General features: G+C 64.3%; 15 protein-coding genes and 1 pseudogene. 7 read left to right on the forward strand and 9 right to left on the reverse strand.

From position 1 onward, the window contains the following. The first annotated feature begins 234 nt into the window (after positions 1 to 234). Positions 235 to 2,478 (forward strand): polyribonucleotide nucleotidyltransferase, encoded by a 2,244-nt coding sequence (pnp, locus tag K0B96_RS10995; RefSeq protein ID WP_220160949.1) that lies wholly within the window; start codon positions 235 to 237, stop codon positions 2,476 to 2,478. 362 nt (positions 2,479 to 2,840) lie between these two features. Here pnp and K0B96_RS11000 read toward each other — a convergent pair whose 3' ends face one another. Continuing rightward, positions 2,841 to 4,205, reverse strand: coding sequence for an integron integrase (locus K0B96_RS11000; RefSeq protein ID WP_220160950.1), 1,365 nt, complete (start codon positions 4,203 to 4,205; stop codon positions 2,841 to 2,843). A 613-nt stretch (positions 4,206 to 4,818) separates the two neighbouring features. Between K0B96_RS11000 and K0B96_RS11005 the strand changes: the two genes are divergently transcribed. Both K0B96_RS11005 and K0B96_RS11010 read left to right on the forward strand, forming a co-directional pair. Then, positions 4,819 to 5,529, forward strand: a complete 711-nt coding sequence (locus K0B96_RS11005; protein WP_220160951.1) for a tetratricopeptide repeat protein — start codon at positions 4,819 to 4,821, stop codon at positions 5,527 to 5,529. An 87-nt stretch (positions 5,530 to 5,616) separates the two neighbouring features. Further along, positions 5,617 to 5,979 (forward strand): hypothetical protein, encoded by a 363-nt coding sequence (locus K0B96_RS11010; RefSeq protein WP_220160952.1) that lies wholly within the window; start codon positions 5,617 to 5,619, stop codon positions 5,977 to 5,979. Positions 5,980 to 6,308: 329 nt separating this feature from the next. Here the strand turns inward: K0B96_RS11010 and K0B96_RS11015 are convergent. After that, a pseudogene (locus K0B96_RS11015) lies at positions 6,309 to 7,479 on the reverse strand (IS91 family transposase). A 3-nt stretch (positions 7,480 to 7,482) separates the two neighbouring features. After that, positions 7,483 to 8,448 (reverse strand): tyrosine-type recombinase/integrase, encoded by a 966-nt coding sequence (locus K0B96_RS11020; protein ID WP_220160954.1) that lies wholly within the window; start codon positions 8,446 to 8,448, stop codon positions 7,483 to 7,485. Between the two features lie 147 nt (positions 8,449 to 8,595). On the opposite strand from K0B96_RS11020, the gene K0B96_RS11025 reads away from it, so the two are divergent. Continuing rightward, complete coding sequence (locus K0B96_RS11025) at positions 8,596 to 9,669, forward strand: IS110 family RNA-guided transposase (RefSeq protein WP_220160955.1); 1,074 nt, start codon at positions 8,596 to 8,598, stop codon at positions 9,667 to 9,669. 1,307 nt (positions 9,670 to 10,976) lie between these two features. Then, the gene (locus tag K0B96_RS11030; RefSeq protein ID WP_220160956.1) at positions 10,977 to 12,647 is read left to right on the forward strand and encodes a dipeptidyl-peptidase 3 family protein; all 1,671 of its coding nucleotides are present in this window, start codon (positions 10,977 to 10,979) and stop codon (positions 12,645 to 12,647) included. On the opposite strand, the gene K0B96_RS11035 is transcribed toward K0B96_RS11030, so the two are convergent. Then, complete coding sequence (locus K0B96_RS11035; protein ID WP_220160957.1) at positions 12,644 to 13,477, reverse strand: DUF72 domain-containing protein; 834 nt, start codon at positions 13,475 to 13,477, stop codon at positions 12,644 to 12,646. The genes K0B96_RS11030 and K0B96_RS11035 overlap by 4 nt on opposite strands. Before the next feature lie 110 nt (positions 13,478 to 13,587). On the opposite strand from K0B96_RS11035, the gene surE reads away from it, so the two are divergent. Continuing rightward, on the forward strand, positions 13,588 to 14,376 hold the full coding sequence (gene surE, locus K0B96_RS11040; protein ID WP_220160958.1) for a 5'/3'-nucleotidase SurE: 789 nt from the start codon (positions 13,588 to 13,590) through the stop codon (positions 14,374 to 14,376). 173 nt (positions 14,377 to 14,549) lie between these two features. On the opposite strand, the gene K0B96_RS11045 is transcribed toward surE, so the two are convergent. Beyond that, entirely contained in the window at positions 14,550 to 15,797 is a 1,248-nt protein-coding gene (locus K0B96_RS11045) for a phospholipase A (protein WP_220160959.1), read from the reverse strand. 93 nt (positions 15,798 to 15,890) lie between these two features. Here K0B96_RS11045 and K0B96_RS11050 point away from each other — a divergent pair, with 93 nt between their 5' ends. Continuing rightward, positions 15,891 to 16,865: an ABC transporter ATP-binding protein gene (locus tag K0B96_RS11050; protein ID WP_220160960.1), complete on the forward strand. Its 975-nt coding sequence runs from the start codon at positions 15,891 to 15,893 to the stop codon at positions 16,863 to 16,865. Positions 16,866 to 16,928: 63 nt separating this feature from the next. On the opposite strand, the gene K0B96_RS11055 is transcribed toward K0B96_RS11050, so the two are convergent. The 4 genes from K0B96_RS11055 to K0B96_RS11070 are packed head-to-tail and all read right to left on the reverse strand — an operon-like array spanning position 16,929 to position 22,730. Continuing rightward, positions 16,929 to 17,762: a hypothetical protein gene (locus K0B96_RS11055; RefSeq protein ID WP_220160961.1), complete on the reverse strand. Its 834-nt coding sequence runs from the start codon at positions 17,760 to 17,762 to the stop codon at positions 16,929 to 16,931. 5 nt (positions 17,763 to 17,767) lie between these two features. Further along, positions 17,768 to 19,546 carry a GAF domain-containing protein gene (locus K0B96_RS11060; protein ID WP_220160962.1) on the reverse strand — a complete coding sequence of 593 codons (1,779 nt, stop codon included), beginning with the start codon at positions 19,544 to 19,546 and terminating at the stop codon, positions 17,768 to 17,770. After that, a complete protein-coding gene (locus tag K0B96_RS11065) occupies positions 19,525 to 21,528 on the reverse strand; it encodes a sensor histidine kinase (protein WP_220160963.1) in 2,004 nt (667 codons plus the stop codon). The genes K0B96_RS11060 and K0B96_RS11065 overlap by 22 nt, the downstream gene beginning before the upstream one ends. Then, complete coding sequence (locus K0B96_RS11070) at positions 21,522 to 22,730, reverse strand: beta-ketoacyl synthase N-terminal-like domain-containing protein (RefSeq protein WP_220160964.1); 1,209 nt, start codon at positions 22,728 to 22,730, stop codon at positions 21,522 to 21,524. Before K0B96_RS11070 ends, K0B96_RS11065 begins: the two co-directional genes overlap by 7 nt. Positions 22,731 to 22,735: the final 5 nt, after the last annotated feature.

A 22,735-nucleotide genomic window follows, 5' to 3' on the forward strand; every position in this document is an offset into this window, starting at 1 on the left:
CTTGTTGCCTTGACCGCCGGAGGGGCTTTCGCCCCGCAGATTCCGGCCGCATCCAAGGCGCCAATCCGAAATCTCTCGAGTTACAGCGAGGAGATTGAAGCGGGGTTCATTTTATCACCCCCTTTGCGCCGGCCTCGATGCCGTCGCCGCTTCCGCCCTGCGGAAGCAACCGGGCCGCCGGTCGTGTCGCCGGCCCAGCCCGTCCTATCCGCTGACACGCAATCGAATAGAAACATGAATCAGAAACACTCCGTTACCGTCCCGGGCCTCGGCCTGACGTTCTCCACCGGCACCATTGCCAACCTCGCCAACGGCGCGGTCACCGTCACCGTCGGCGAGACCAACGTCTTCGTCGCCGCCACCGCCGCCCAGACCATGCGTCCGGGTCAGGACTTCTTCCCGCTCACGGTCGACTACCGCGAAAAATACTCCGCCGCCGGCCGCTTTCCGGGCGGTTATTTCAAGCGCGAAGGCCGTCCGTCCGAGAAGGAAATTCTCACCTCGCGCCTCTGCGATCGCCCCTGCCGCCCGCTTTTCCCGGAAGGCTTCCTCAACGAAGTCCAGATCATCGGCCTGCTCCTCTCCGCCGACCAGATCCACGAGTCCGACATCCTCATGGTCAACGGCGCCAGCGCCGCTCTCGCCATCTCGGACATCCCCTGGGCCGGCCCGATCGCCTGCGTGCGCGTCGCCCTCATCGACGGCCAGTTCGTCGCCAATCCCACGATTGAGCAGATGTTCTCCTCCCGCCTCGATCTCATCTACGTCGGCACCGAGAAAAACATGCTGATGATCGAAGGCTCTGCCGATCAGCTCCCCGAAGACGAATTCGTCAACGCCCTGGAATTCGGCCACCAAGCCATCCAGCCGATCATCGCCGCCATCAAGCAACTCGTCGCCGTCGCGGGCAAACCCAAGGCCACCTTCGCGCTCGTCGGCGCCACCCCCGAGGCCCGCGCCATCATCGAGCGCGTCGTCCCCGCCGACCGCCTCGCGACCGCCATCTTCGGCAAGGAAAAGGCCGCCCGCAGCGCCGCCGTGAAACTCCTCAAGGAAGAAGCCAAGGCCGCCCTCACCGCCGAACTCGGCGAAGGCAAGTTCACCGATGTCGACCTCAACGTCGTCTTCGAAGACCTCCAATACAAAGCCTACCGCAAAACCGTCCTCGAGCGCGGCGTCCGCGCCGATGGCCGCGATGCCAAAACCATCCGCCCCCTCGGTTGCGAAGTCGGCGTCCTCCCCCGCGTGCACGGCTCCGCCATGTTCCAACGCGGCGACACCCAGAGCATCGTCATCACCACCCTCGGGCCGACCAAGGAAGCCCAGGACCTCGACGCCCTCACCGGCGGCGCCAAGTCCAAGAGCTTCATCCTGCACTATAATTTCCCGCCGTTCTCCGTCGGTGAAACCGGCCGCTTCATCGGCCCCGGCCGCCGCGAAATCGGCCACGGCGCCCTCGCCGAACGCTCCCTCGTTCCGATCCTCCCGCCTGAAGACGTCTTCCCGTATTCGATCCGCGTCGTCTCGGAAATCATGGCCTCCAACGGCTCCACGTCGATGGCCTCCATCTGCGGCGGCTGTCTCGCGCTCATGGACGCCGGCGTGCCGATCGTCGCCCCTGTCGCCGGCATCTCCTGCGGCCTCATGACCGAAAACGCCGCCGACGGCTCCATCTCCAAATGGGTCACCATCACCGACATTCTCGGTGAGGAAGATCACTTCGGCGACATGGACTTCAAGCTCGCCGGCACCACCGTCGGCATCACCGGCTTCCAACTCGACCTCAAGATCAACGGCCTCCCGTTTGAAATCGCCAAAGCCGCGATCTTCCAGGCCCGCGATGCCCGCGTGGAAATCCTCCGCGCGATGCTCTCGTCCCTGCCCGCGCCCCGCGCCGACCTCAGCAAATACGCCCCCCGCATCCAGACGATCCAGATCGATCCCGAAAAGATCGGCCTGCTCATCGGACCCGGTGGCAAGACGATCCGCCGCATCACGGAAACGACCGGTGCGCAGATCGACATCGCCGAGGATGATTCCGGCAAGGTGTTCGTTTACTCCAACAACGCCGAGGCCATGTCCCGCGCCATTCAGGAAATCGACGGCCTCTGCGGCGGCGGTTCCGGCGGCGGCGGCGGTGGCGCCCAGATCGAAATGGGCCAGATCTACACCGGCCGCGTCACCGGCATTAAAGACTTCGGCTGCTTCGTCGAGTGCCTCCCCGGCAAGGAAGGCCTCTGCCACATCAGCGAACTCGCCGACTTCCGCGTGCGTCGCACCGACGACGTCGTAAAGATGGGCGATTCCATCACGGTGAAGTGCATCGGCATCGATGAACGCTCCGGCAAAGTCCGCCTCTCCCGCAAAGCGGCGATGAAGGACCTCGAAGCGCAAAAATCCGCCGAAGCTCCGACCGAGCCCGCCGCGGCTGCACCCGCCGGCGACGCTCCCGCCGCCTCCGACGCCCCCGCGCAGTAATCCTCCGCCGACGCGCTCCTCCGAGCGCTTCCCACCTCATCAAAAGCCGCGACGCCTCCCCGTCGCGGCTTTTTTGCGCCCACCCGGCGTCAGCACTGACCTCCGCCCGTGACCGGCATTCCCGCCCTGTGCGCCGCCCGTAGTAGACCGCGTGAGCGTAGAGCCGTCCCGTCCGCCCCGCCTTCTTCCCGCATCCCTGTGGGCCGGGTGCCCTCACCCGGCATCCCATCCCTGTGGGCCGGGTGCCCTCACCCGGCATCCTATCCGCGCCCCTTCTGCTCCCTTCAGGTTTCAAGTTTCAGCCTTCAGGTTTCCCTCCTTCGTCCGTCCTCCGCCCTCCGCCGTCCACCCGCCCGCCCTCCTCACCCCGCATCCAACGGACTCCGCACGCCCAGCCCCGGCTTCTGCATCACATGCGTATAGATCTGCGTCGTCTCCACGCTCTGGTGGCCGAGTAGTTCCTGCACCGTGCGGATATCGGTGCCCGCCTCCAGCAGATGCGTCGCAAACGAGTGCCGCAGCACATGCGGCGTCACGCGTTTCGTCATCCCCGCCGCGCCCGCCGCCTTGCGCACCGCATTCTGGAACGTCCCGTCGAGGATATGATGTCGCCGCCGCCGCCCCGTCTCCGGGTCCTGCATGAATTCGCGCGACGGCCACAACCACTGCCACTCCCACGTCACCCCCGCCTTGGGATATTTCCGGGCCAGCCCTTCCGGCAACCACACTCCCGGCGCCTCCGCCGCCCGGTCCTCCGCGAAAATCTCCCGCAGTCGGGCCAGATGAGCCTCCAGTTTTTCCCGCAGCGATTCCGGCAGCACCGTCAGCCGGTCCTTGTCGCCCTTCCCGCCGTAAACGTTCAATTGTCCGCGCGCCAGATCCAGGTGGTGCACCCGCAGCCGCAGCAGTTCCATCAGCCGCAGTCCACTGCCATACATCACCTCCGCCATCAGCCGGTAGCCGCCCGGCAGTTGCTCCAGCACCTGCCGCACCTCCGCCTTGCTCAACACCGTCGGCATCCTCTCCCGGGCCCGCGCGCGCCGAAAATCCATTTCCCCCAGATCCATCCGCAACGCTTCCTGCATGAAGAACACCAGCGCATTGAGCGCCTGCTTCTGCGTGGACGGCGCTGCGCGCTGCTCGACGGCCAGCGCCGAGAGAAACGCCGCCACCTCGTCCCCGGAGGCCGTCTCGGGCGAGCGCGGGGCCAGGAACCGCGCGAACCGCGCCGCCCAGGCCCGATACGTCTGCTCCGTGCGCCACAAAAATCCCTTGCGCCGGATGGCCGTGATCAACGCGCGCTCCCACTCCGCTCCGCCCTGATCCGCCGCCGCCAGCGGCGGCACGGCCGGCCTCGCTTCCGGCCCCGACCGCCGCGGGTTATCCGCCGGCCGTTGCGCCCCGACCTCGGGCACCACAAACCCGCGCGCCGCCGGGCGCGCCTTGCCCGCCGCTCTGGCCGCCTTGAAGAGCCAGGCGAACGCCGCGCGCTCGGCCCGCCGCGCGTTCTCCGTCAAACCAGCACGCGCCAGATGCCAGCGGATGAAACCCGCCGACAGCGGCCGGCCCGTGGCTTTGCAAGCTCGCAACAATCCTAAAATTGCCCTGACATGCGCCTGCTTCACCTCCGCCGACCATGCGCTCGCCCCGTTCAACACTTCGCGCCACTCCGGAAATGACACGATTTCGTCCAGATTTTGCTCTGTGCGCTCGCCGGCTAAAGCCATACTGCCAGTGTGGCTTTTGCGCGGCCCCGAGCAATCCGATTCCCAAGGTTTCGCCGCCGACCGATCGCCGTCGCATGAAATCAAGCCACGACGCCACAACGGCTAACCGAGTTTCCGTTCCCCACCTCAACTGCAACCCCCGCTCTCGTTCAGTTCTGGCATTGCCACACTGAGTATGGGCGAATAACACTGTTGGGCGAAGAAAGATATGGAGCATCGAAACCCCCAGACCGACGCAGAGTGGTTTGAGCACCGCCTAGCACGGTATCGCACGATGTCTGAGGCGCAGATTCTAGCCGAAAGGAAGGGCTGGAAGATTGGCACGATGGGTTACGAGGCAGCACAGAAGGCGCTATCCGAGCTTCGAGAGAAGAGTGCTCCGAAGTGGTCGATAGACCGGCGGCTTGTCGTGCTTGGCGTTGTCGTCGCTCTGCTCGGTGTCGCCTCCACATTAGTATGTAGCCTGCGGCCATGATTAAGATTCCACTCCGAACCAAAAGGGAGCCCAACAAGCCGCCACAGACAAGGAGGGCCAGCGGACCTTTTGACATGAAATCGAGCATCATTTGGATGGCCCTCCTGTCTGAGCTTTGACGATGGGCAGAAGAAAGAAATGAAAACTAGACATTTGCTCCTCCTCTCCTGCCTTTTGCTCGCAGGTTGCGTTGTCGTCCAGAACGACCCGCGTGCTGATCCGCGCCTGAAATCGGTCGACCAATTGCCGATGTATGGAGGCATGGATCGCAGCCTCGTTCCTGAGCTCAAGAAAGGTGATGAGGCGTTCATCGAAAGCACCGCATCAGCATTCGGAGGTCGCGAAAGAGCCGCGAAGCGGTGGGTCGACCAAGCTTTCGCATTCTACAATCACAATGATCTAGATATGGCGATGCGGCGCTTCAATCAAGCGTGGCTTCTCGATCCGAAGAATCCAGAGGTCTATTGGGGATTCGGCGCGGTGCTGCATGACCGCGGATTGGCTTTCGGCGCCTATGATATGGAAATACGGGCCTACAAATTGGGTTTTCGAGATCCTGGCTTCTTAGCGGATCTAGGTCGCGTTGCGGCACTCCGCACCGTCGAAGCGAAGGATCTGTCGCCTGAGCAGCGCGCTGCGTTTATCGCAGAGTCGGAATCCTACTATGAAGATGCGATCAAGAGCGGCGAAAAGCTCGGTTACATCTACGATAGCTGGGCTACCGCAAAATACTGGGTCGGCGATTATTCAGGTGCATGGGCGAAGATTAAAATCGCAAGATCCCATGGAGCTGGCGCGAAAGATCAGTTCCTTTCGATGCTTGCGCAGAAGATGCCGGAGCCAAAATGAAGAAGGCCCATCCAGTCGGCACAGACAACTCCGGGGCTGCGCCCCGTCGTGTCTGACCTCAATCGTTAGCCAAAAAAGACTTTCCGTATGAAATCCAGCATCCTTCTGTTCTTAACGATCGTGTCGGTGACCTTCGCCCAGAATTCCACGCCGACCGCGTCTCCTGCGGTTCTAAAGACGGAGAATGGTCGCTACGTCTTCGGCCAGATTGGCCCCGCGCGGGCTGATCAATTTCTGCTCGATACCCAAACTGGTCGGCTTTGGCAGGTGGTAGTCGACAAGGAAGGAAGGCAGAAGCTTCAGCCTGTTCCCATTATCCAGATTTTGGGCGACGAAGCATATATTCCGGAAACCGATGGCGAAGTCGCGGCGTTTCGAAAGATGATGAGGCAACGCACCCTGGATGAGCTGCAAAAGACGAATGCAGCCGGACCAGCGAACGATAAATAAGGAGGCTAACTCTGAGCGTTCTGCTGCGCCGTAGCGCGCAGCGGGACGCGGGTTGAACAAGCCCGTTTCGGAGGCGTCTGCGGTTCCGTCCGCCGCTTATGCGTTTTGTATTGGCCGCCAACCGCCGACGGGCGGAGCGCCGGACGGCGGCATCCTTCGCCGCGCGCGGGCGCGCGTGCCGGTGGCGTCTGTTTTCGCCCGCCGAGAGGGAATCCGCCGCCCGTCGCCGGGGTCGCGAGCCGTCTTGCGTCCGTCGCGACCAAGGCTTCCGCCGGCGACACGGGGCGCGAGTCGCAATAATATAATAAGTTGGTTCCTGATTTTTATACTCATCGCTGGCAGAGGGGCGGCGCCCGGGCCTGCCGCGGCAGCGTGCCCACGCGCACGAGCGTGAACCGTTCGCAGTGCGGGCAGCGCAAGTGCCAGCGCGGCGCCTCCGGCGGCGGTTCCGCGAGCACGATCGGCTTTTGCAGCAGCGTTTGTGTCCGTTGGCGCCCCGAGGGCACCCGCCACCGGCCAGCCCTTCGGGCCAACGCCTGCGGCGTTGCCATCTCCGCGCTGTCGCGCTACGTCCACCGTCATCCGGCGGCCCTGCGCCGCCGGGTGTAACCAGCCGAAGTAACGCACGCGATGCTGGCCGGCCGGCGGCACGTGCTGCAAATACCGCCGCAGGAACTCTTCGGCGCCGAGCGTGCACTGCCGCCGCTGCTGGGTCTTCGTGTCGGTATAGTTAAACACCACGCGCTCGTCGTCGGCGGCGACGAGGCGCTCGTCGCTGATCGCGGTGCGGCTGACGTAGCGCGCGAGATAGCGCACGACCGCCTCGCCGCTGCCGGCCGGCTGGCAGTGCACGACCCAACGGCTCCGCCACGTGCCGGCCGGAATCGAAGCGTGCCGCGCCGGAGCGCTCGCGCGCAGCACCGCCTCCATCCGCCCGCGAAACACCGCCGCCAGCTTCGCCACCGGCAGCAGCCAGTCGCGTTGCCGCGCGTTCAACCATTTTTTGCCGTCGGGGCTGAGCCCGCCGCCGGGCACGATATAATGCACGTGCGGATGATGCTGGAGCTGCCGGCCCCAGGTGTGCAGCACGCCGACGAAGCCGAGTTCCGCACCGAGCAACCGCCGCTCCGCCGCGACTTGTTGCAACGTCGCCGCGCTCTCGCGGAAGAGCCGGTCGTGCATCAACGCCGGCTCGGCGGCGAAGACCGCGCGCAGTTCCTCCGGCACGGTGAACGTCACCAAAAAATACGGCACCGGCAGCAGCCGCGCCTCCTGCTGCGCCGTCCACGCCGCGGTGCGCTCGCCGCCGCAGCGCGGACACGCGCGGTGGTGGCAGCTGTGATACGCGAAGTCCGTGCCCGCGCAATCCGTGCAGCGATACACATGCCCGCCCAAGGCGGGCGTGCGGCAGCGGCGGATCGCTGCGAGCGCGCGCCGCGCCCGCGGCGCGCAACGCTCCGGCACGCGGACGCGCGCCAGCCAGTCGGCGAGGACCGGCACCGGTCAGCGTGGTTCGAGCAACCGCGCGACCGCCGCGCGAGCGTGGCTCTCGTTGACCGCCGTCAGATGCGTATAGATCAGCGTCGTCTCCAGCGAAGCGTGCCCCAGATACGCCGAGATCAGCCGGATCGACACGCCCTCCTCGAGCAGATGCGTCGCATACGAATGCCGCAGCGTATGCACCACCGTGCCCGCCGGCAGCCGCGCCTCGGCCCGCGCCAGCCGCAGGCAATGCTGCACCGAGCCCACGCCCAGCGGCTCGACGGCGGCGGCCAGTTGCGCCGCGCGCGCCGGTTGCTCGCGCCAGCCGCGGCCGACCCCCGGGAAAATCCACCGCGGATGCCGGTGCGTCCGCCAGAACGCGCGCAACTCGTGCAACATCGCCTCCGGCAGCGGCACGTAGCGCTCCTTGTTGCCCTTCGCCTCGCGGATATGCACGCGGCCCGCTTCGCGCAGATCGCGCACCTCCAGGTTGACCGCCTCGCCGATGCGCAATCCGCACGCGTAGATCAACCGCAGCAGTGTGCGGAAACGCAACTCGCGCACCACCGCGAACAGCCGCGCCATCTCTGCGCGCGTGAGCACGGTGGGAAGTTTTTGCGCTGACGGCGAACGCACCAGGTCGAACAGCTTCCAGTCGCGCCCGAGGTGCACGCCGAAGTAAGCCCGCATCGCCGCCACTGCGGTTCGCATCGACGAGGGCGAGTAGTGGTGTTCGTCCTTCAACCGCAGCAGATGCGCGCGGACCGCGGCCTCATCGAGCGCGGCCGGATCGCCCCCGTGGCGCGCCGCCAGCTTGCGGACAAACCGCAGATACTCGGCCTGCGTCGCCGCCGCCAGCGAACGCAGCCGCATCGTCTCCGCGAAACGCTGCACCGACTCCGGATCGGGTGCGTGGATCTTCCTGGCGCCACCCCGGAGCGTGGACGCGTGCGTGGACTCTCTTCCCGTCGATTTTGATTTGGGCATAGACCCGCAGCCTTGCCAGCCACCGCCCTCCCGCCCACCCTTCCGCCCGTGCCCCGCCCCGCACTATATACACCCGCCCACCCCCGCCGCGCAGCGGCTTGGTTCAACCAGTAGGGATGAGAAGGCGGGTGTATAATCTCCCGCCGTATGAAAACCAAAACCCCTCCTGTTGAAAAACTAACCGTTGGCTTGGACCTCGGGGACCGCCGCCACCACGCGTGCGTCCTCGATGCCTCGGGCGAGATCCTCGCCGAGGAAGTGATCGTCAACACCCGCGAAGTGCTGACCGCGTTCAGCGCCCGCTACCCGGGCGCGACCATCGTGATGGAGACCGGCACGCACAGCCCGTGGATCTCGCGTCTCGTCACCACACTCGGCCACCCCGTCATCGTCGCCAACGCCCGCAAGCTGCGCGCCATCTCGCAAAGCCAGACCAAGTCCGACCGCGAGGACGCGCGGATGCTCGCGCGCCTGGGCCGCGCCGACCCGCAGCTGCTCAGCCCGGTCCGCCACCGCAGCGAGGACACGCAACGCGCCCTCGTGCGGCTCAAAGTCCGCGAGGCCCTTGTGCGCAGCCGTGTCAACCTCATCAACTCCGTGCGCTTCCTGCTGAAAAGCCTCGGAGTCTTCGTCTCCACCTCGATCAAAGCCATGGCCTTCACCCGCAAAGTCCGCGCCCAGCTCGCGCCGACCGACGCTTCCCTGGTCGCCGCGCTGCTCGCCGCGATCGACGCACTCAACGCGCAGATCAAAGCCCTCGACGCCGAACTCGAAGTCCTCGCCCTCGAACGTTACCCGGTGACCACTCTCCTGCGCCAGATCCCGGGCGTCGGGCTGATCACCGCCCTGTGCTTTGTGCTCACGATCGAAGACCCCGCGCACTTCGCGCACGCGCGCGCCGTCGGGCCGTATCTGGGCCTGGTGCCCCGCCGCGACCAATCGGGCCAGACCGACAAGCAACTCGGCATCACCAAGGCCGGCCACGCGCAGATGCGCTGCCTCCTGGTCAACTGCGCGCATTACATCCTCGGCCCCTTCGGTCCGCCGGGCGCGCTGCGCACCGCCGGCGAACGCATCGCCGCGCGCGGCGGCAAATCCGCCAAGAAACGCGCCGTCATCGCCGTCGCCCGCAAGCTCGCCGTCACCTTGCTCGCGCTGTGGAAAACGGGCGCCGACTACCACGCCCAACCGCAACCGCAGCCGCTGCCGCAGGCCGCCTGAGTCACCCGTCCGGCCACCACCACCCTCAACCCCTTGCCCGTTCCCACCCAGGTCTGATCCCTTTGGCCACTGCGCTCTAGCGCCAGCGTGAGCCTCACCGCTCAACGCGCTAACCAGTATGCAGGGCCGCCCTTTTCGAGCACCTTGGATTCCTCCCTGCACCAGCGCGGCCATTGACGCCGCCACCACGAGTGCGTATGGAAGCCGGACCGTTCGGGAACGCCGCCCCTCCTCCAGAGCCACCAAAAAGGTGAACCTTTTTCTATATTATTCTCGACACGCCTTCTCATGGAAGACGCCAGAGCCAACGTCGTGGGCTGTCACGCTGAGTGCTTGCGCACTCATCGCGCCATCCCCCGCCGTGGCTCATCTTTGACGTTCGGCAAAAATATGCGCCCTAGATCTATCGTTGCTGTCCTTATCGGCTTCTTGATTTCCGCCTGCGTGTCACACACGCCATCGATGCATCCATCGGACCGCGAAATTTCGGCGGCAATAGTCGGACGGTGGAATACGCCGGCAGCTGGCATTTCCGGTGAGAAGACCTATTACGCGGATGGAACGGCGCGTGGATCCCTCGTGGATTTGGAGTCTGGAAGAAGTTGGACTTTTACGAGTCGTTGGCGTGTCGAGAATGCCGTATTGATCATCTTCGATATTCAGTCCCAGCCTTCAGGCCTTTTCTCGCCAGGGACGGTCTTTCGCGATCGAGTGCTATCGATCAAGTCGAATGAGATTGAATTTGAGGATATCGGAAGTGGGGAGCGATTTCGCAGGACGCGAAAATAGGCCGAACTCTGAGCGTTCTACTGCGCCGTAGCGCGCAGCGGGACGCGGGTTGAACAAGCCCGTTTCGGAGGCGTCCGCGGTTCCGTCCGCCGCTTATGCGTTTTGTATTGGCCGCCAATCGTTGGCGGACGCAGCGCCGGACGGCGACCGCCTTCGCCGGTCGCGGGCGCGCGTGCCGGTGGCGTCCGTTTTCGCCCGCCGAGAGGGTGTCCGCCGCCCGTCACCGGGGGCGCGAGCCGTCTTGCGCCCGTCGCGGCCAAGGCTGCCGCCGGCGGCACGGGGTGCGGGCCGCAATAATATAATAAGTTGGTCCCTGGTTCTTATACTCATCGCGTGCAGAGGGGCGGCGCGCGCGCCCGCCTCGGCAGCGTGCCCGCGCGCACGAGCGTGAACCGTTCGCAGTGCGGACAACGCAGGTGCCACCGCACCGAAGGAAGACAGGGTCGGACCGATCTATGCCGCCGCCCGGTTTTCTCCGTCCGATTGACTCGGCCCGTGCGAGCCGCGAGCTTTCTCCCATGCGCCCCCGCCTCGCTCTCGCCGCCGCATCGCTCGCTATCCTCGGCCCGTTGTTCGCGCAGCCGATCCCACCGTCCACCCCCGCTCCCGACCTGACCGCGTTGCAAACGATGACCGCCCGCTTCGCGCCTGTTGAAATCAGTGCCGACACCCGCGCGCTGCCGCCGAACGAGCAAGTCGCCCTGCGCAAGATCATCGCCGCCGCGAAAATCTTCGACGCCCTCTTCCTCCGCCAGTGCGATCCACTCAACGAAACCCGCCTCGCGGGTCTGATCCGTGACGACTCGCCTCTCGGCCGCGCCCGCCTGCATTACTTCGCCCTCAACGCCGGACCGTGGTCTTCCGTCGACGAAGACCGTCCGTTCCTGCCAGGCGTCGGTCCGCGCCCGTTGCAGGGAAACTTTTATCCGGCCGACGCCATGCGCGCCGAAATCGAGCAATGGCTCGCGTCGCTGCCTCCGGCCGAGCACGCCGCCGCCACAGGATTTTTCACCACGATTCGCCGCACGTCCGCCGGCGGTTTTGTCGCAGTGCCTTACAGCAGCGAATATCAACCCGAACTCGCCGCCGCCGCGCACTTGCTTCGCGAAGCCGCTGCCGCGACCACGCAGCCGACGTTGAAGACGTTTCTCGAGCTGCGCGCCGAGGCGTTTCTCTCCAACGATTACTACGCCAGCGACCTCGCGTGGATGGATCTCGACGCTTCCATCGAGCCCACCCTCGGGCCCTACGAGGTTTACGTCGACGGCTGGTTCAATTTCAAAGCCGCTTTCGAAGCGTTCATCGCCCTCACCGACGCCAACGAGAGCGCGAAACTCGCCAGCTTCAGCGGACACCTCCAGGAAATCGAAAACCACCTGCCGATCGATCCCCGCTACCGCAATCCCCACCTCGGCGGCTACTCGCCCATCCGCGTCGTGAATCTCGTTTTCGCTTCCGGCGACGGCAATCACGGCGTCCAGACCGCCGCCTACAATCTGCCCAACGACGAGCGCGTCGTTTCCGCGAAAGGCTCGAAACGCGTCCTCCTCCGCAACGTGCAACTCGCCAAATTTGAACACGTCCTCGCGCCCATCGCCGCCCGCACCCTGTCGCCCGCCGATCAGGCGTTTGTCGCGTTCGATCCGTTCTTCACGCATATCCTCATGCATGAGCTCATGCACGGCCTCGGCCCTCAGACCATCCGCATCGGCGAGCGCCACACGACCGTCCGCGCGGAGTTGAAAGAACTCTACGGCACGCTCGAAGAAGCGAAGGCAGACATCTCCGGCCTCTGGGCACTGCAATTCCTCATGGATCACGGCGCGCTCCCCGCCTCCGGCGAACGCTCGCTCTACACTACATTTTTAGCGTCCAGTTTCCGCACCCTCCGCTTCGGCCTCACCGAGGCGCACGCCAAAGGCATGGCGCTGCAACTCAACTGGCTGCTCGACACCGGCGGCTTTGTCGCCGAGCCCGACGGCACGTTCACCGTTGATCTCGCCAAAGCCAAGGCCGGCGCCGCCTCGCTCACGCATGAGATCATGACGATTCAGGCCACGGGCGACTACGCACGCGCCAAGGCCTTGCTCGATCGCCTCGTCGTCCTCCGCCCTTCCGTGCAACGCGCGCTCGCCGGCCTCACCGATCTGCCCATCGACATCGAGCCGCGTTTCACGGCGGCCGACTAGCGCTCCGTCCACTTTGGCATCGTCGTTCGCACCCGCTGCCCGAGCAACCGCCGCAACGCGAGTGCGGCCCACGGCGCGAAGTCCTTCGCGTGATTATTGACGCTCACGTGCACTGTTTTGGCGGAGCGCGACAACGCTTTCGCTCGCGCCGCGATCTCCTCCAAGTCGCTTCGTCGATACGCGTAAGCATGACGCTGCCGCGCGTTCCTGGCCTCAAGGTAGTCGGGATTACGCCCGTGCAGACGCATATAAGCGAACCGCGGATTCGTCACCTCATCCATGGGCGGCAAAATCGCCGGCGCCGCGAGCCGTGGCAGATCCAGCGCCACCCACGCCAGCTCGTGCTGCCGAAAATACGCCAGCGTCCGCGCGCGCGCCTCGCCATCGACCCAGCCTCGGTGACGCAGCTCCACCGCGAGCCCGTGCCCGCACAACGCATCGGCCACGCGGTCCAATTCCTCCAACCGATGCTGGCCAGGGCCGAATGACGGCGGCAGCGTTAATAGAAACGCTCCCAATTTTTGCGCCTCCATCAACGGCTCCATCACCCCCAGCAACCGCGTCAGCAATCCACGCCGCGCTGCTTCCGCCGGATTGCTCGAAAACGCTCTCGGCAGTTTCACATCAAACAGAAAGTTCGCCGGCGTTTGGTCCACCCAACGTGCGATGCTCGTGCGTTTCGGCAGCGCGTAGTAGCTCGAGTTGACCTCAATGCGTCGGAACCACCGCGCATAGTAGGCGAGCCGTTCGCTCTTCGGCAGGTTTCGCGGATACAATACCCCGACATAGTCGTCATCGGTCCAACTCCCGCATCCGACCAGAATCGCCATTCCTCTATTCCTACCCGCCAAGCCACACTCTGCAAATCGCGCTGCACAACACCCTCGACGTTTCCCGCCGCGTGCCGTTAGTCAGCCGCTCCTCCCCGGACCTTGCCATCATGCGCCTCCTCCTGACCAACGACGACAGCATTGAAAGCGTATTCCTTCACGAACTCGTCGCCGCGTGCCAGCGCACCGGTCACGACGTCGCCGTGGCCGCGCCGCGCTCGGAGCAAAGCTGGATCGGCGCCGCCAAATCGCGCCATCGCCCCGTGAAGGTGGTCCACGCGGACCGCGGACTCGGCTGTCCCACGTGGATCGTCGACGGCACGCCCAGCGACTGCGTCAATATCGCCCTCGCCCACCTGCTCCCGCGCGACTGGCAGCCCGACGCCGTGCTCAGCGGCATCAACATGGGCTTTAACGCGAGCCTCGGCTTCATTCTCGCCAGCGGCACCATCGCGGGCGCCTGGGAAGGTGCCGTCCACGGCCTACCCGGAATCGCCGTCTCCCAAGATCTGCCCGCCGCCATCTTCGAACGGCTCAAATCTGCGCACGGCCAGCCCGACGAAGCGCTGCACACCGCGCTTCGCCTGTCCGCCGCTCGCGCCGCCGCCCTCGTGCCCGAACTCGTCGCGGCCACCGCCCCGCGAAGTTTTACGGTTCACAATCTCAATCTGCCCTATCCGTGCACTGCGGGCACCGCCGTTCGCCGCACCGTCCCCGCCCGCGTGGTGGTGCCCGGACTCTTCGGTCCTGCGCAGGACGACGGCACGCATTGTTTCGTTTTCCAACAAGGCGAAGATATCTCTCCGCCCGATCCGATGACCGACCGGGGCGCACTCGTTGCCGGGCTGATCAGCCACACGGTGCTCGACTACCGTGAGCTTGGCCATCCCCGCGGTTAACCGCACCTCCGCGCTCGCCCCCGCCGCTCCCGTCAGGCGTGTCCGTCACGCCGCGCGCGACCAAGCATTTTCGCTCACGTGAACGCAAATGCTGCCCAGCTAAATCCGTCAAATGACGCAAAATGCTTGGTCCGGGGCCGCACCGTCCGCCTGCGTTGCGACAACCTGCCCGTTCACCTAACCAGCGAAAACCCCGCGCGCCAGGTATCGCTGCGTTCGTCGAAATTCAGCAGCCCTTCGCCGTAACCGTTAAAGTATTGCACCAGGAAGAACGTGGCGATGTTTCCCAGGCGGGATTTCAGCGGATATGTGAGATCGAGCTGCAGGCTCCCCTTGTGAAACCCGCTCCCGGTGCGGCCGGTGATAGCCAGCGCCATCCCACCGTTTTTGCCCAAGTAAGCGTTCCATTCCACGTGTCCGCGATAGTTGGCCATCGTGGGATTGTCGCTCAAGCCGCCCACATACGCGAAGACCCGCGGTGCCAGGATCAGATTCCACCCATCGAAATGGCCCAGCATCAACATCGGCCGCACAAACGCGATGTTCAGGCTCCGCGAACTCAGGCCGTCGCGACCGTTCGACTCGTGCATGAGTCCGCCCTGGTAGCCGAGCCAATGCACCCAATCGCCCTTCTGGTTGGCGGCGGGTTCAAGACGCTCGTAAAAGATCTCCGGCATGTAACTCGAATCGTAAAACGGGCTCGAGCTCTCCGTGATGTTCCACAGCGACCGTTGCGTGTAAGCGAAATAGAGTCCCTGCAACGGCTGCACCGTCGTGCTCTCCGCCACCGAGTCGCTCACCATCCGATACTTGAAACTAAATTGGAATTTCGCCGCCGGATCGTTGGGGCCGAAAATGAAATAGACCGGTTGATGCGCGGAAAAATGATCTGAAAACGCCCGCTGGATTTTCGAAATCGCCGGCGTCGGCACCCCGCTGGTCGTGGGCTTCGCCACCTTGGCGACCTCGGTCTTTTCCGCTTGGGTCGCAGCCTCAGCCGTTTCTTCCGTGTCACTGCGAACGAGCCTGTCAGGTCGCGCTTTTCCTTGGAGGTCAACGAGCACTCCACCCGCGCCCGGCGCCGATAGCGTAAAGACGACCGATCCGCTCGCATCCGCGGGCACCAAATACGCATACTCCGCCTCCGCGAATGCGCCCGCCGCAATCGCTCCCTCGCCCCCGCTTACGCGCTGGAGTTGCACCGTCCAGCGGCGTTCGCCGGCCGCGAGCCGCGCCGCCATCCGCGAGGGAAGCGGGGCGTTCACCGGCTCTGCGCCGCGGTTGAGTGCGAACATCGTCACGTGCGCTTCCTCGCCGGGTGTGGCGTTACCCACGGGCTGCACCTGCAGGATCACCGGCTGCGCCCACAAACTCGCCGCGCCGATCACGCCCGCCGCCAACCACCAAAGTCGTTGCTTCATCCGCCTACCCATGGCGCGACACCGACGGCGTGCAAGCCGCACTGCATCTTCCCCTTTGCGTCGCGCACAGTTCACGTTTCACTCCCCGCTCGCATGATCGAGGTCCGGCAACTTACCCGCGTTTTTCGCACCTATAAAAAGCAACCCGGCTTCTGGGGCGGCGTGAAGGGCCTTGTCCGCCGCGAATTTGAGGAGACGGCCGCGGCCAAGGACATCTCCTTCGACATCGCCGAAGGCGAATTCGTGGGCTTTCTCGGGCCCAACGGCGCCGGAAAGACGACCACGTTGAAAATGCTTTCCGGCCTGATTTTTCCGACCAGTGGCACCGCCCGCGTCGCCGGTTTCGATCCCACGAAACGCGAGAACGCCTACCGCCGCCTCTTCGCGCTCGTGCTCGGCCAGAAGAACCAACTCTGGTGGGATCTGCCCGCCATCGAATCGTTTTACCTCCTCCGCGCCATCTACGGCATCCCCGCCGACCAATTTAAATCCTCCCTCGACGAGCTCGTGCAACTCCTCGACGTGGGCGCGAAACTCAACGTCATGGTCCGCGAGCTCTCCCTCGGCGAGCGGATGAAAATGGAGCTCATCGCGGCGCTCCTGCACCGTCCCCGCGTGCTGTTTCTCGACGAGCCCACCATCGGCCTTGATGTCATCTCGCAAAAGGCGGTCCGCCATTTCCTGCGCGACTACAATCGCCGCCATCGGGTCACCATTCTCCTGACAAGCCACTACATGGCCGACATCAAAGAGCTTTGTGAACGCGTCATCGTCATCCACCGCGGCACGAAAATCTACGACGGCGCACTCGCCCGCGTGGAAGCCGTCGGCGGACGGAAGAAAATCATCAAGTTTCGCCCCACCGATGGCGCGGTCGTCGGCCTGACTGACCTGATCGGGATCGATGCCGCGCAGACCGCCGACGGCAACGTCACGCTTCACGTCCCCAGCGACCAAGTCGTCGCCGTTTCCCAACGCATCCTCGCCGCCGGCCCGGTGGAAGACATCACCATCGAGGATGTGCCAATTGAAGACGTTATCGCGGAGCTCTTCACGCGCAGCGTCTAAAAAGTCTTCCCCGCGCTCACGTTTCCACCGTAGGCCCCGCCGCACGCGCACGGGCGCAGCGGCTTAAAGTGCAGGCCAACGCCAGACCTCGCCCACAAGTTCGCTCATCAGGCGACGACACGTTGCCGCGGCCTTTTCGACCGCCGCTCGCAACGCCGCCGGTTCCGGTGCCGCCACCACGGTCACCTGCGCCAATTCGGCCGCAGGCAGCACGCGCTCGATCCTGCGCGCCTCGGGAAAACTCCCCTCTCCCCGGCGCAGACGCAGCTCGTGCAGCAGTTGGAAATTCGTCTCCGCCAGCGACTGGTGCAACATGCGCTGCGACGCGAGCCACTCACCGCGCACGATCTTCCGCTGCAACCAGACATAATCGCACACGAATCGCTCCGCCAGTCGGCAAGCCTCGGCATCGCTCAATCGCGGATCGGGCATCTTTGCGACGACCTGCGCATAGAACTCCGTCCACTTCATGCCGCCGTATAAAACGCGATAGCCCGGACGCGCGATCAACGCCAGATCGGCCGCGCGACGCCGCACCGCCTTCAGCTTGGATTCCAGACCGAACTTCACCCCCCACCTCACTGCATTCCACTCCCGGGAGTCCAAAATCACGTAATCGGACTCCACTCCGGCAAATAGCGCCGTGACCCGCGTGACGCCGCCCACGGCGCCTCGCCGGGAACCGTAGACTACGGCGGGGCCCAGCCCGAGCTCGCTCGTCCATTCGCGCGAGAGGAACCGTGCCGGCCGCCTCGTAAAAACATGGAAATCCCAGTCCGAAAGCGCGTCCGGCTCTGTGACATCGCCCGTGCTTCGGGTGCGTGAGCCGATGAGCACGATCGCGGCGATCTCCCGGTGCTGCGCGGCCCACGCCGCAATGCGATCGGCAAACGTCATCGTGCTCAGAGGCTGCGCAACGAGATCAAAATCTCCGTGCCTTCGATCCCGGGCCCGGCGTGAATTTCTCCGTGATGCAGCCGGATGATTTCTTTCGCAATGAACACGGCGAGTCGCCCTTGGTTGGGCACCCCGTTAAGCACAGGCTCAGGCAGGATGCCCTCGAGCTCCAACCGCTTGCCCTTGACGGAGAGCAGCGCCGTCCGCTCCGCCCCCTCGCCCGTTGACCGCACTTGCAAGGTGAGATCGCGCACCCCCAGATCCGCACGATTTTCCGCCAGCGTGCCGATCAGGGCGCGCAACGCGAACTCCAGCAATCGCGGCGCTGCGTTCAACGGCACGGGATCCGGGCCCACTTCCACCCGCAGCTCCAGTTCGGCCCCGATTTGCTGCATCAATTCCCGCACGTCCGTGGCCCTGCGCTCCGCCTCGTGGAGCAACTGCATCATGCCCAAATGCTGGTTCAACGCCTCAAGGCGCGCGATGTCCGCCTTCGCCGCGTGCAACAACGCCGCCGGCGCCGTCTGGCCTTCCGCCGCCTGCCGGAACGTCGCGAGCGAAACCAACGAGTTGCCCATCTCATGACTGAACGTGAGCGCCAGTTCCCGCAGCAATTCCCGCCGTCCCGCGCGCTGCCGCGCCGCGGCATCGTGCACCTCGCCGCTCGCCTCCTCCCAATAGGCCCACACGCCACCGGTCTCGACAATGACGCCCGCGCTGGCCCGAAACGGCTGCCCCTCCATCGGCGCTACACGACAAACCTCACGACTCCGCCGCGCCCGGCCGATCAAGTCGCGCACGACGACCGGCACATGCCGCGGCGCACTTTCGTCGGCGCCCAGCACCAACGTCCGCGGCAGGTATTTCGCCCCGAGATTCAACTGCTCCGCGAGATTGTTGAGGCGCGCGAGCTGCGCCGCCTTCACCAGGCATTGCCGCAGCAGACGCGCAAAAATCACCGCCCGCATCCGGTCATTTTCATCGTAGGGCTGACCATCGTCACGCACACCGAGCACGATCAAACCCAGCAGCCGCCCATTGTCGTGGATCGGCACCAGCAGACGGGCGCCCCACAACGCCAGCCGGTTGCGCACCGCGAGCTCCGCCACCGGATCAGCCGGCGCGTCCCAATTCGCGCCGTCAATCACCGCCGGATGATTCTCCAAAAACGCCACGATGGGATCGTCGGCATCGAAAAAAGACGTGCCGCGGTCCGCCCGAAATCCATCGGTCTCGCGCAGAAAAAAGACGGCATGGGAAGCGCGCAGCAAATGCCGCGAGGCGCGCCGAAATTCGCTCAACAACCGGTCGCGCGAGTCGAGATTGTCGATCGCCCCTTCGAAGAAATCCCACCACTCCGCCGGATCCGGCGTCACGGCACGGACCGGTGCCCGCGTCGCCTCCGTCCGCCGCGCCTTCTCCAGCAGCAACTCCATCATCGATTGTTTTTCCGCGATCTCTTCGACGAGCGGCAGGAACTCTCCCAGCCGGGAAACACTTTCCTCATATGAGAGGAAGGTTCGCGCCCGGGCGCTCATCCGGGCCTGTTCGAACGGCACGCTCCGCGGTTCGCCCACATAGATCGTCGGGCACCGCGCCAACGCCACCGGCAAATCCGGCTCGGCGGTCGCATCCAGAATCACGACCGCCGCGAAACCCGGTTGGGTGCCGCCCGACAACGCTTGGGGTGATAACCGCAAACTCGATCGTCCTGGGGGCAACTGGCGCTCCCACGCCGCTGCCAATTCGGGATCGGCAGTCGCTAGGACGTAGAGGGTGGACATGGAAGAGTCACGCGGAACGTCGCGCCACGACCAGGCACCGGCGGATCAGCTTTAATCGTGGCATTCAAAGCGGCGAGAATGTCGCTGCAGATTGCGAGTCCAAGTCCAAATCCTGTGGATTTTGTCGATTGAAACGGCTGGAAGAGCCGCGGCCACATCTGCACGCCGATCCCGGGTCCGCTGTCGGAGATTCGCAACTCCACCCCTTCCGGCAAATTGCGCGTCGCCACCTGTATCCAACGCTCGGGGCCCGCCTGCGCCTCCACCGCCTGCACGGCGTTGAAGCACAAATTGAGCAACACCTGCTTCACGGCCGTGGCATCGGTGAAAACGCGATCCGGCTGCGCGCCGAGTTCACTCACCAGCTTGATCTGCTTGTCCGCCGCCTTGGGCGCCACCAAGTCGATGCTCTCGCGAATCAACAAGTGCAGGTCCACCGCTTGCGACGAATACGTGCGCGGCGCGGCGAGATCGAGCAACTGCTCCGTCAACCGGTCGATCCGCGCCACCTCATTGCCGATGAGACGGAAAAATTTATCGCGAAAGGTCGGATCATTGTAGTGCTGCGGCAGCAACTGGACGAACGTTTTGATCGTGACGAGCGGGTTGCGAATCTCATGCGCGAGACTCGCGCCCAGCAAGCCGACGGTCGCCAACTGCTCCGCATGCTGCGCCTTGACGGACAAGTGGGCGCGCTCCAATGCGCTCTCGATGATCGAGGCGAGTTCCATCAACTGCGTCACCTGCGGATAAGTATACGGCCGCCGCGACGCACTCGCCCCCACGCCCGCGAGAATGTTCGAGTTGGGGCCTTCGACAATCACCAGCGCCTCCAACCGATTTTCGCTCAAAAACGCGTTAACGATGAGATTGTCTGGCAACGGACGCGCCCGCGCCAACCGCTCCGGGGTCGCCCACCGGAGATTGCGCATGGCCCGCACGACGGGACAGTTGTCCGCAAGCTCCACCCCTGAGCCCACGAGCGTTCCTTTGGCGCCTGACAACAAAAGCGCATGATCACTTTGCCCCCAACCCTTGAGCAGCGTGAGAAACGATTTCTCCAACACATCCAGCTTCGTTTCCGTGCGGGCCACATTGAACGCCGCTCCGCGAGCCTCATTGGCTTGTGGATAAAAGCAGAACACCCGGTCAAGCGCCGCGTTGAGCGTTACTGCGATCCAGAGGGAGAGCGCCGTAGTGGCCAGAAACGCGAAGGATTCTGGCAACAGCATCGCGAAAGACTTATCAACCAGATACGCGACCGCCGCCACGGTCATTACGAGCAGCAATTTTTCCACGCCGACCAAGAAAATCTGCCGCGCATTGAAGACCCGGTGCGCGGTGATCGCGTAGACCGTGCAGACATAAAAACACAAAACCATGATCGGCTGCATCCGAATATATATCCGCTCGTGCGTCACCATATTGAGCCCCATCAAGGTGAATAAAGTGATCACCATCGTCACCCCACCCATCATCCACACTTGCAACTCAAGCTTGCGAACCCCGGTGGTGGATTTCATCTCCATCGCCGAGCGCAGAAACAGATAACCATAGAGCGCGAGATCGATCAGGATATACGCGTAATATCCCACTCCGTAGAAGCGATTGTCCCCCGTGGAGTGCGGCGGGATGAAATAGTCGGTGAACGGTATCACCGCGAGAACGCCCGAGACCACGACCCATCCGCTGATCCACCACGGCCGGCCTCGCCAGATGGCGGCCGGCGCATTTATAATGCTTTCCTTCACCACCCGAAAATGCAACGGCCAGAACGCTGCGACAGCGCACGCATATTTCAGCCAGTCCAGTCCGTTTTCCCCTGAGGTGGTGGCCAGATGCAAGCACCCCAGCCACGCCGCCAAATGCAGCGAGCATGTAAACACCACGCGGTTGACATAGCGGTTGGGATTTCCCCAAAGGATCAAACCGCCCACGACGGCGACGATCACCGACGCACAAAATGCGGTCGTGATTAACATCGGCGAAGAGCCAGACTCGAATTCACCCCTCCCAATCCGTGCGAGTTGATCAACGAAAAGTCATGCGGCACGTATCGCACTTGGTTGCTGACGTTCAACGGACACGCCGGATCCGGATGCGACCAATTGGCCGTGGGCGGAATCGTCCCCGTGCTCAAACCCAAGGCCGCCGCCGCCGTTTGCATCGCGGGCGCTGCTCCCAATGGGCTGCCCACGGCTCCCTTGATCGACGCTGCCGGAATTTCCGCCAGGCGCGCACCGAACAAGCTGATCATCGCCCGCGCTTCGCCCGCATCCACCAATTTGTGTCCCGGCCCCCAGGCGGCGATAGAATCCACTTCGCCTAAACGAATCCGCGCTTCAGCGAGCGACAGCCTTGCAGCGTCCGCCATGCCCCCACAGAGATCGCCCCGCCGGTCGTTGGCAAAGGCGTAGCCTCCCACTTCGCAGTATCCCTTCCGGGGACTTTCTTCCGGTTCCAAGACAAACATGCACGCGCCTTCTCCGACCACTCCGGTCGTTCGCCAAAGGTCGAACGGACGTGCCATCCGTTCCGCCATTTCGGTCGTGGGAGGTGTCAATTCCGCCGCCCGTAATTCAAGGAGCGGAAATTGACTCAAAGGCGCCTCCGATCCTCCGCAGAGCGCAAACTCAACCTCGCCATTCGCCACCAGGTGCGCCGCATGGCCTATCGCATCCAATCCGGAACTGCATTGCGTGGACACCGCCATCAGTCGCGCATCGAGTCCCAAGGCTTGGTTCACCCCAATCGTCACCCCCGACACTCCCATGGTATAAATCACCCGTGGCGAAGCCGCGCGATCTCCTCGCTGGCGGACGCTCTCTTCTGCGTCGGCCACCCCGGCGAAGTCCATCATGCACGTCCCGGTGACAATTGCGGTCGAACCCGCCCGCAGCTGTTCCAACGAAATACCCGCATCGTTCAGCGCCAGCGCCGCACCGGCGATCGCAAACAACGTATGCCGCGCCGCTCCCTTCGGCACCAACGTCCGATCCCAATAATTACGGATATCAAACGCGTCGAGATACGCGGCTATGATCGGCCCGAACTTGGGGTCCAGCGCAGTATACGGCCGCACCCGGCTCACCGGCTCCAATATCCCCCGCCAGAACGCCTCGCGGCCGATCCCCGCTGGCGTGACTGGTCCGATCCCCGTGATTTTGACGCGACGACGCTTCATAGCCG

The sequence above is a fragment of the Horticoccus luteus genome, from assembly GCF_019464535.1.
Taxonomy (GTDB): domain Bacteria; phylum Verrucomicrobiota; class Verrucomicrobiia; order Opitutales; family Opitutaceae; genus Horticoccus; species Horticoccus luteus.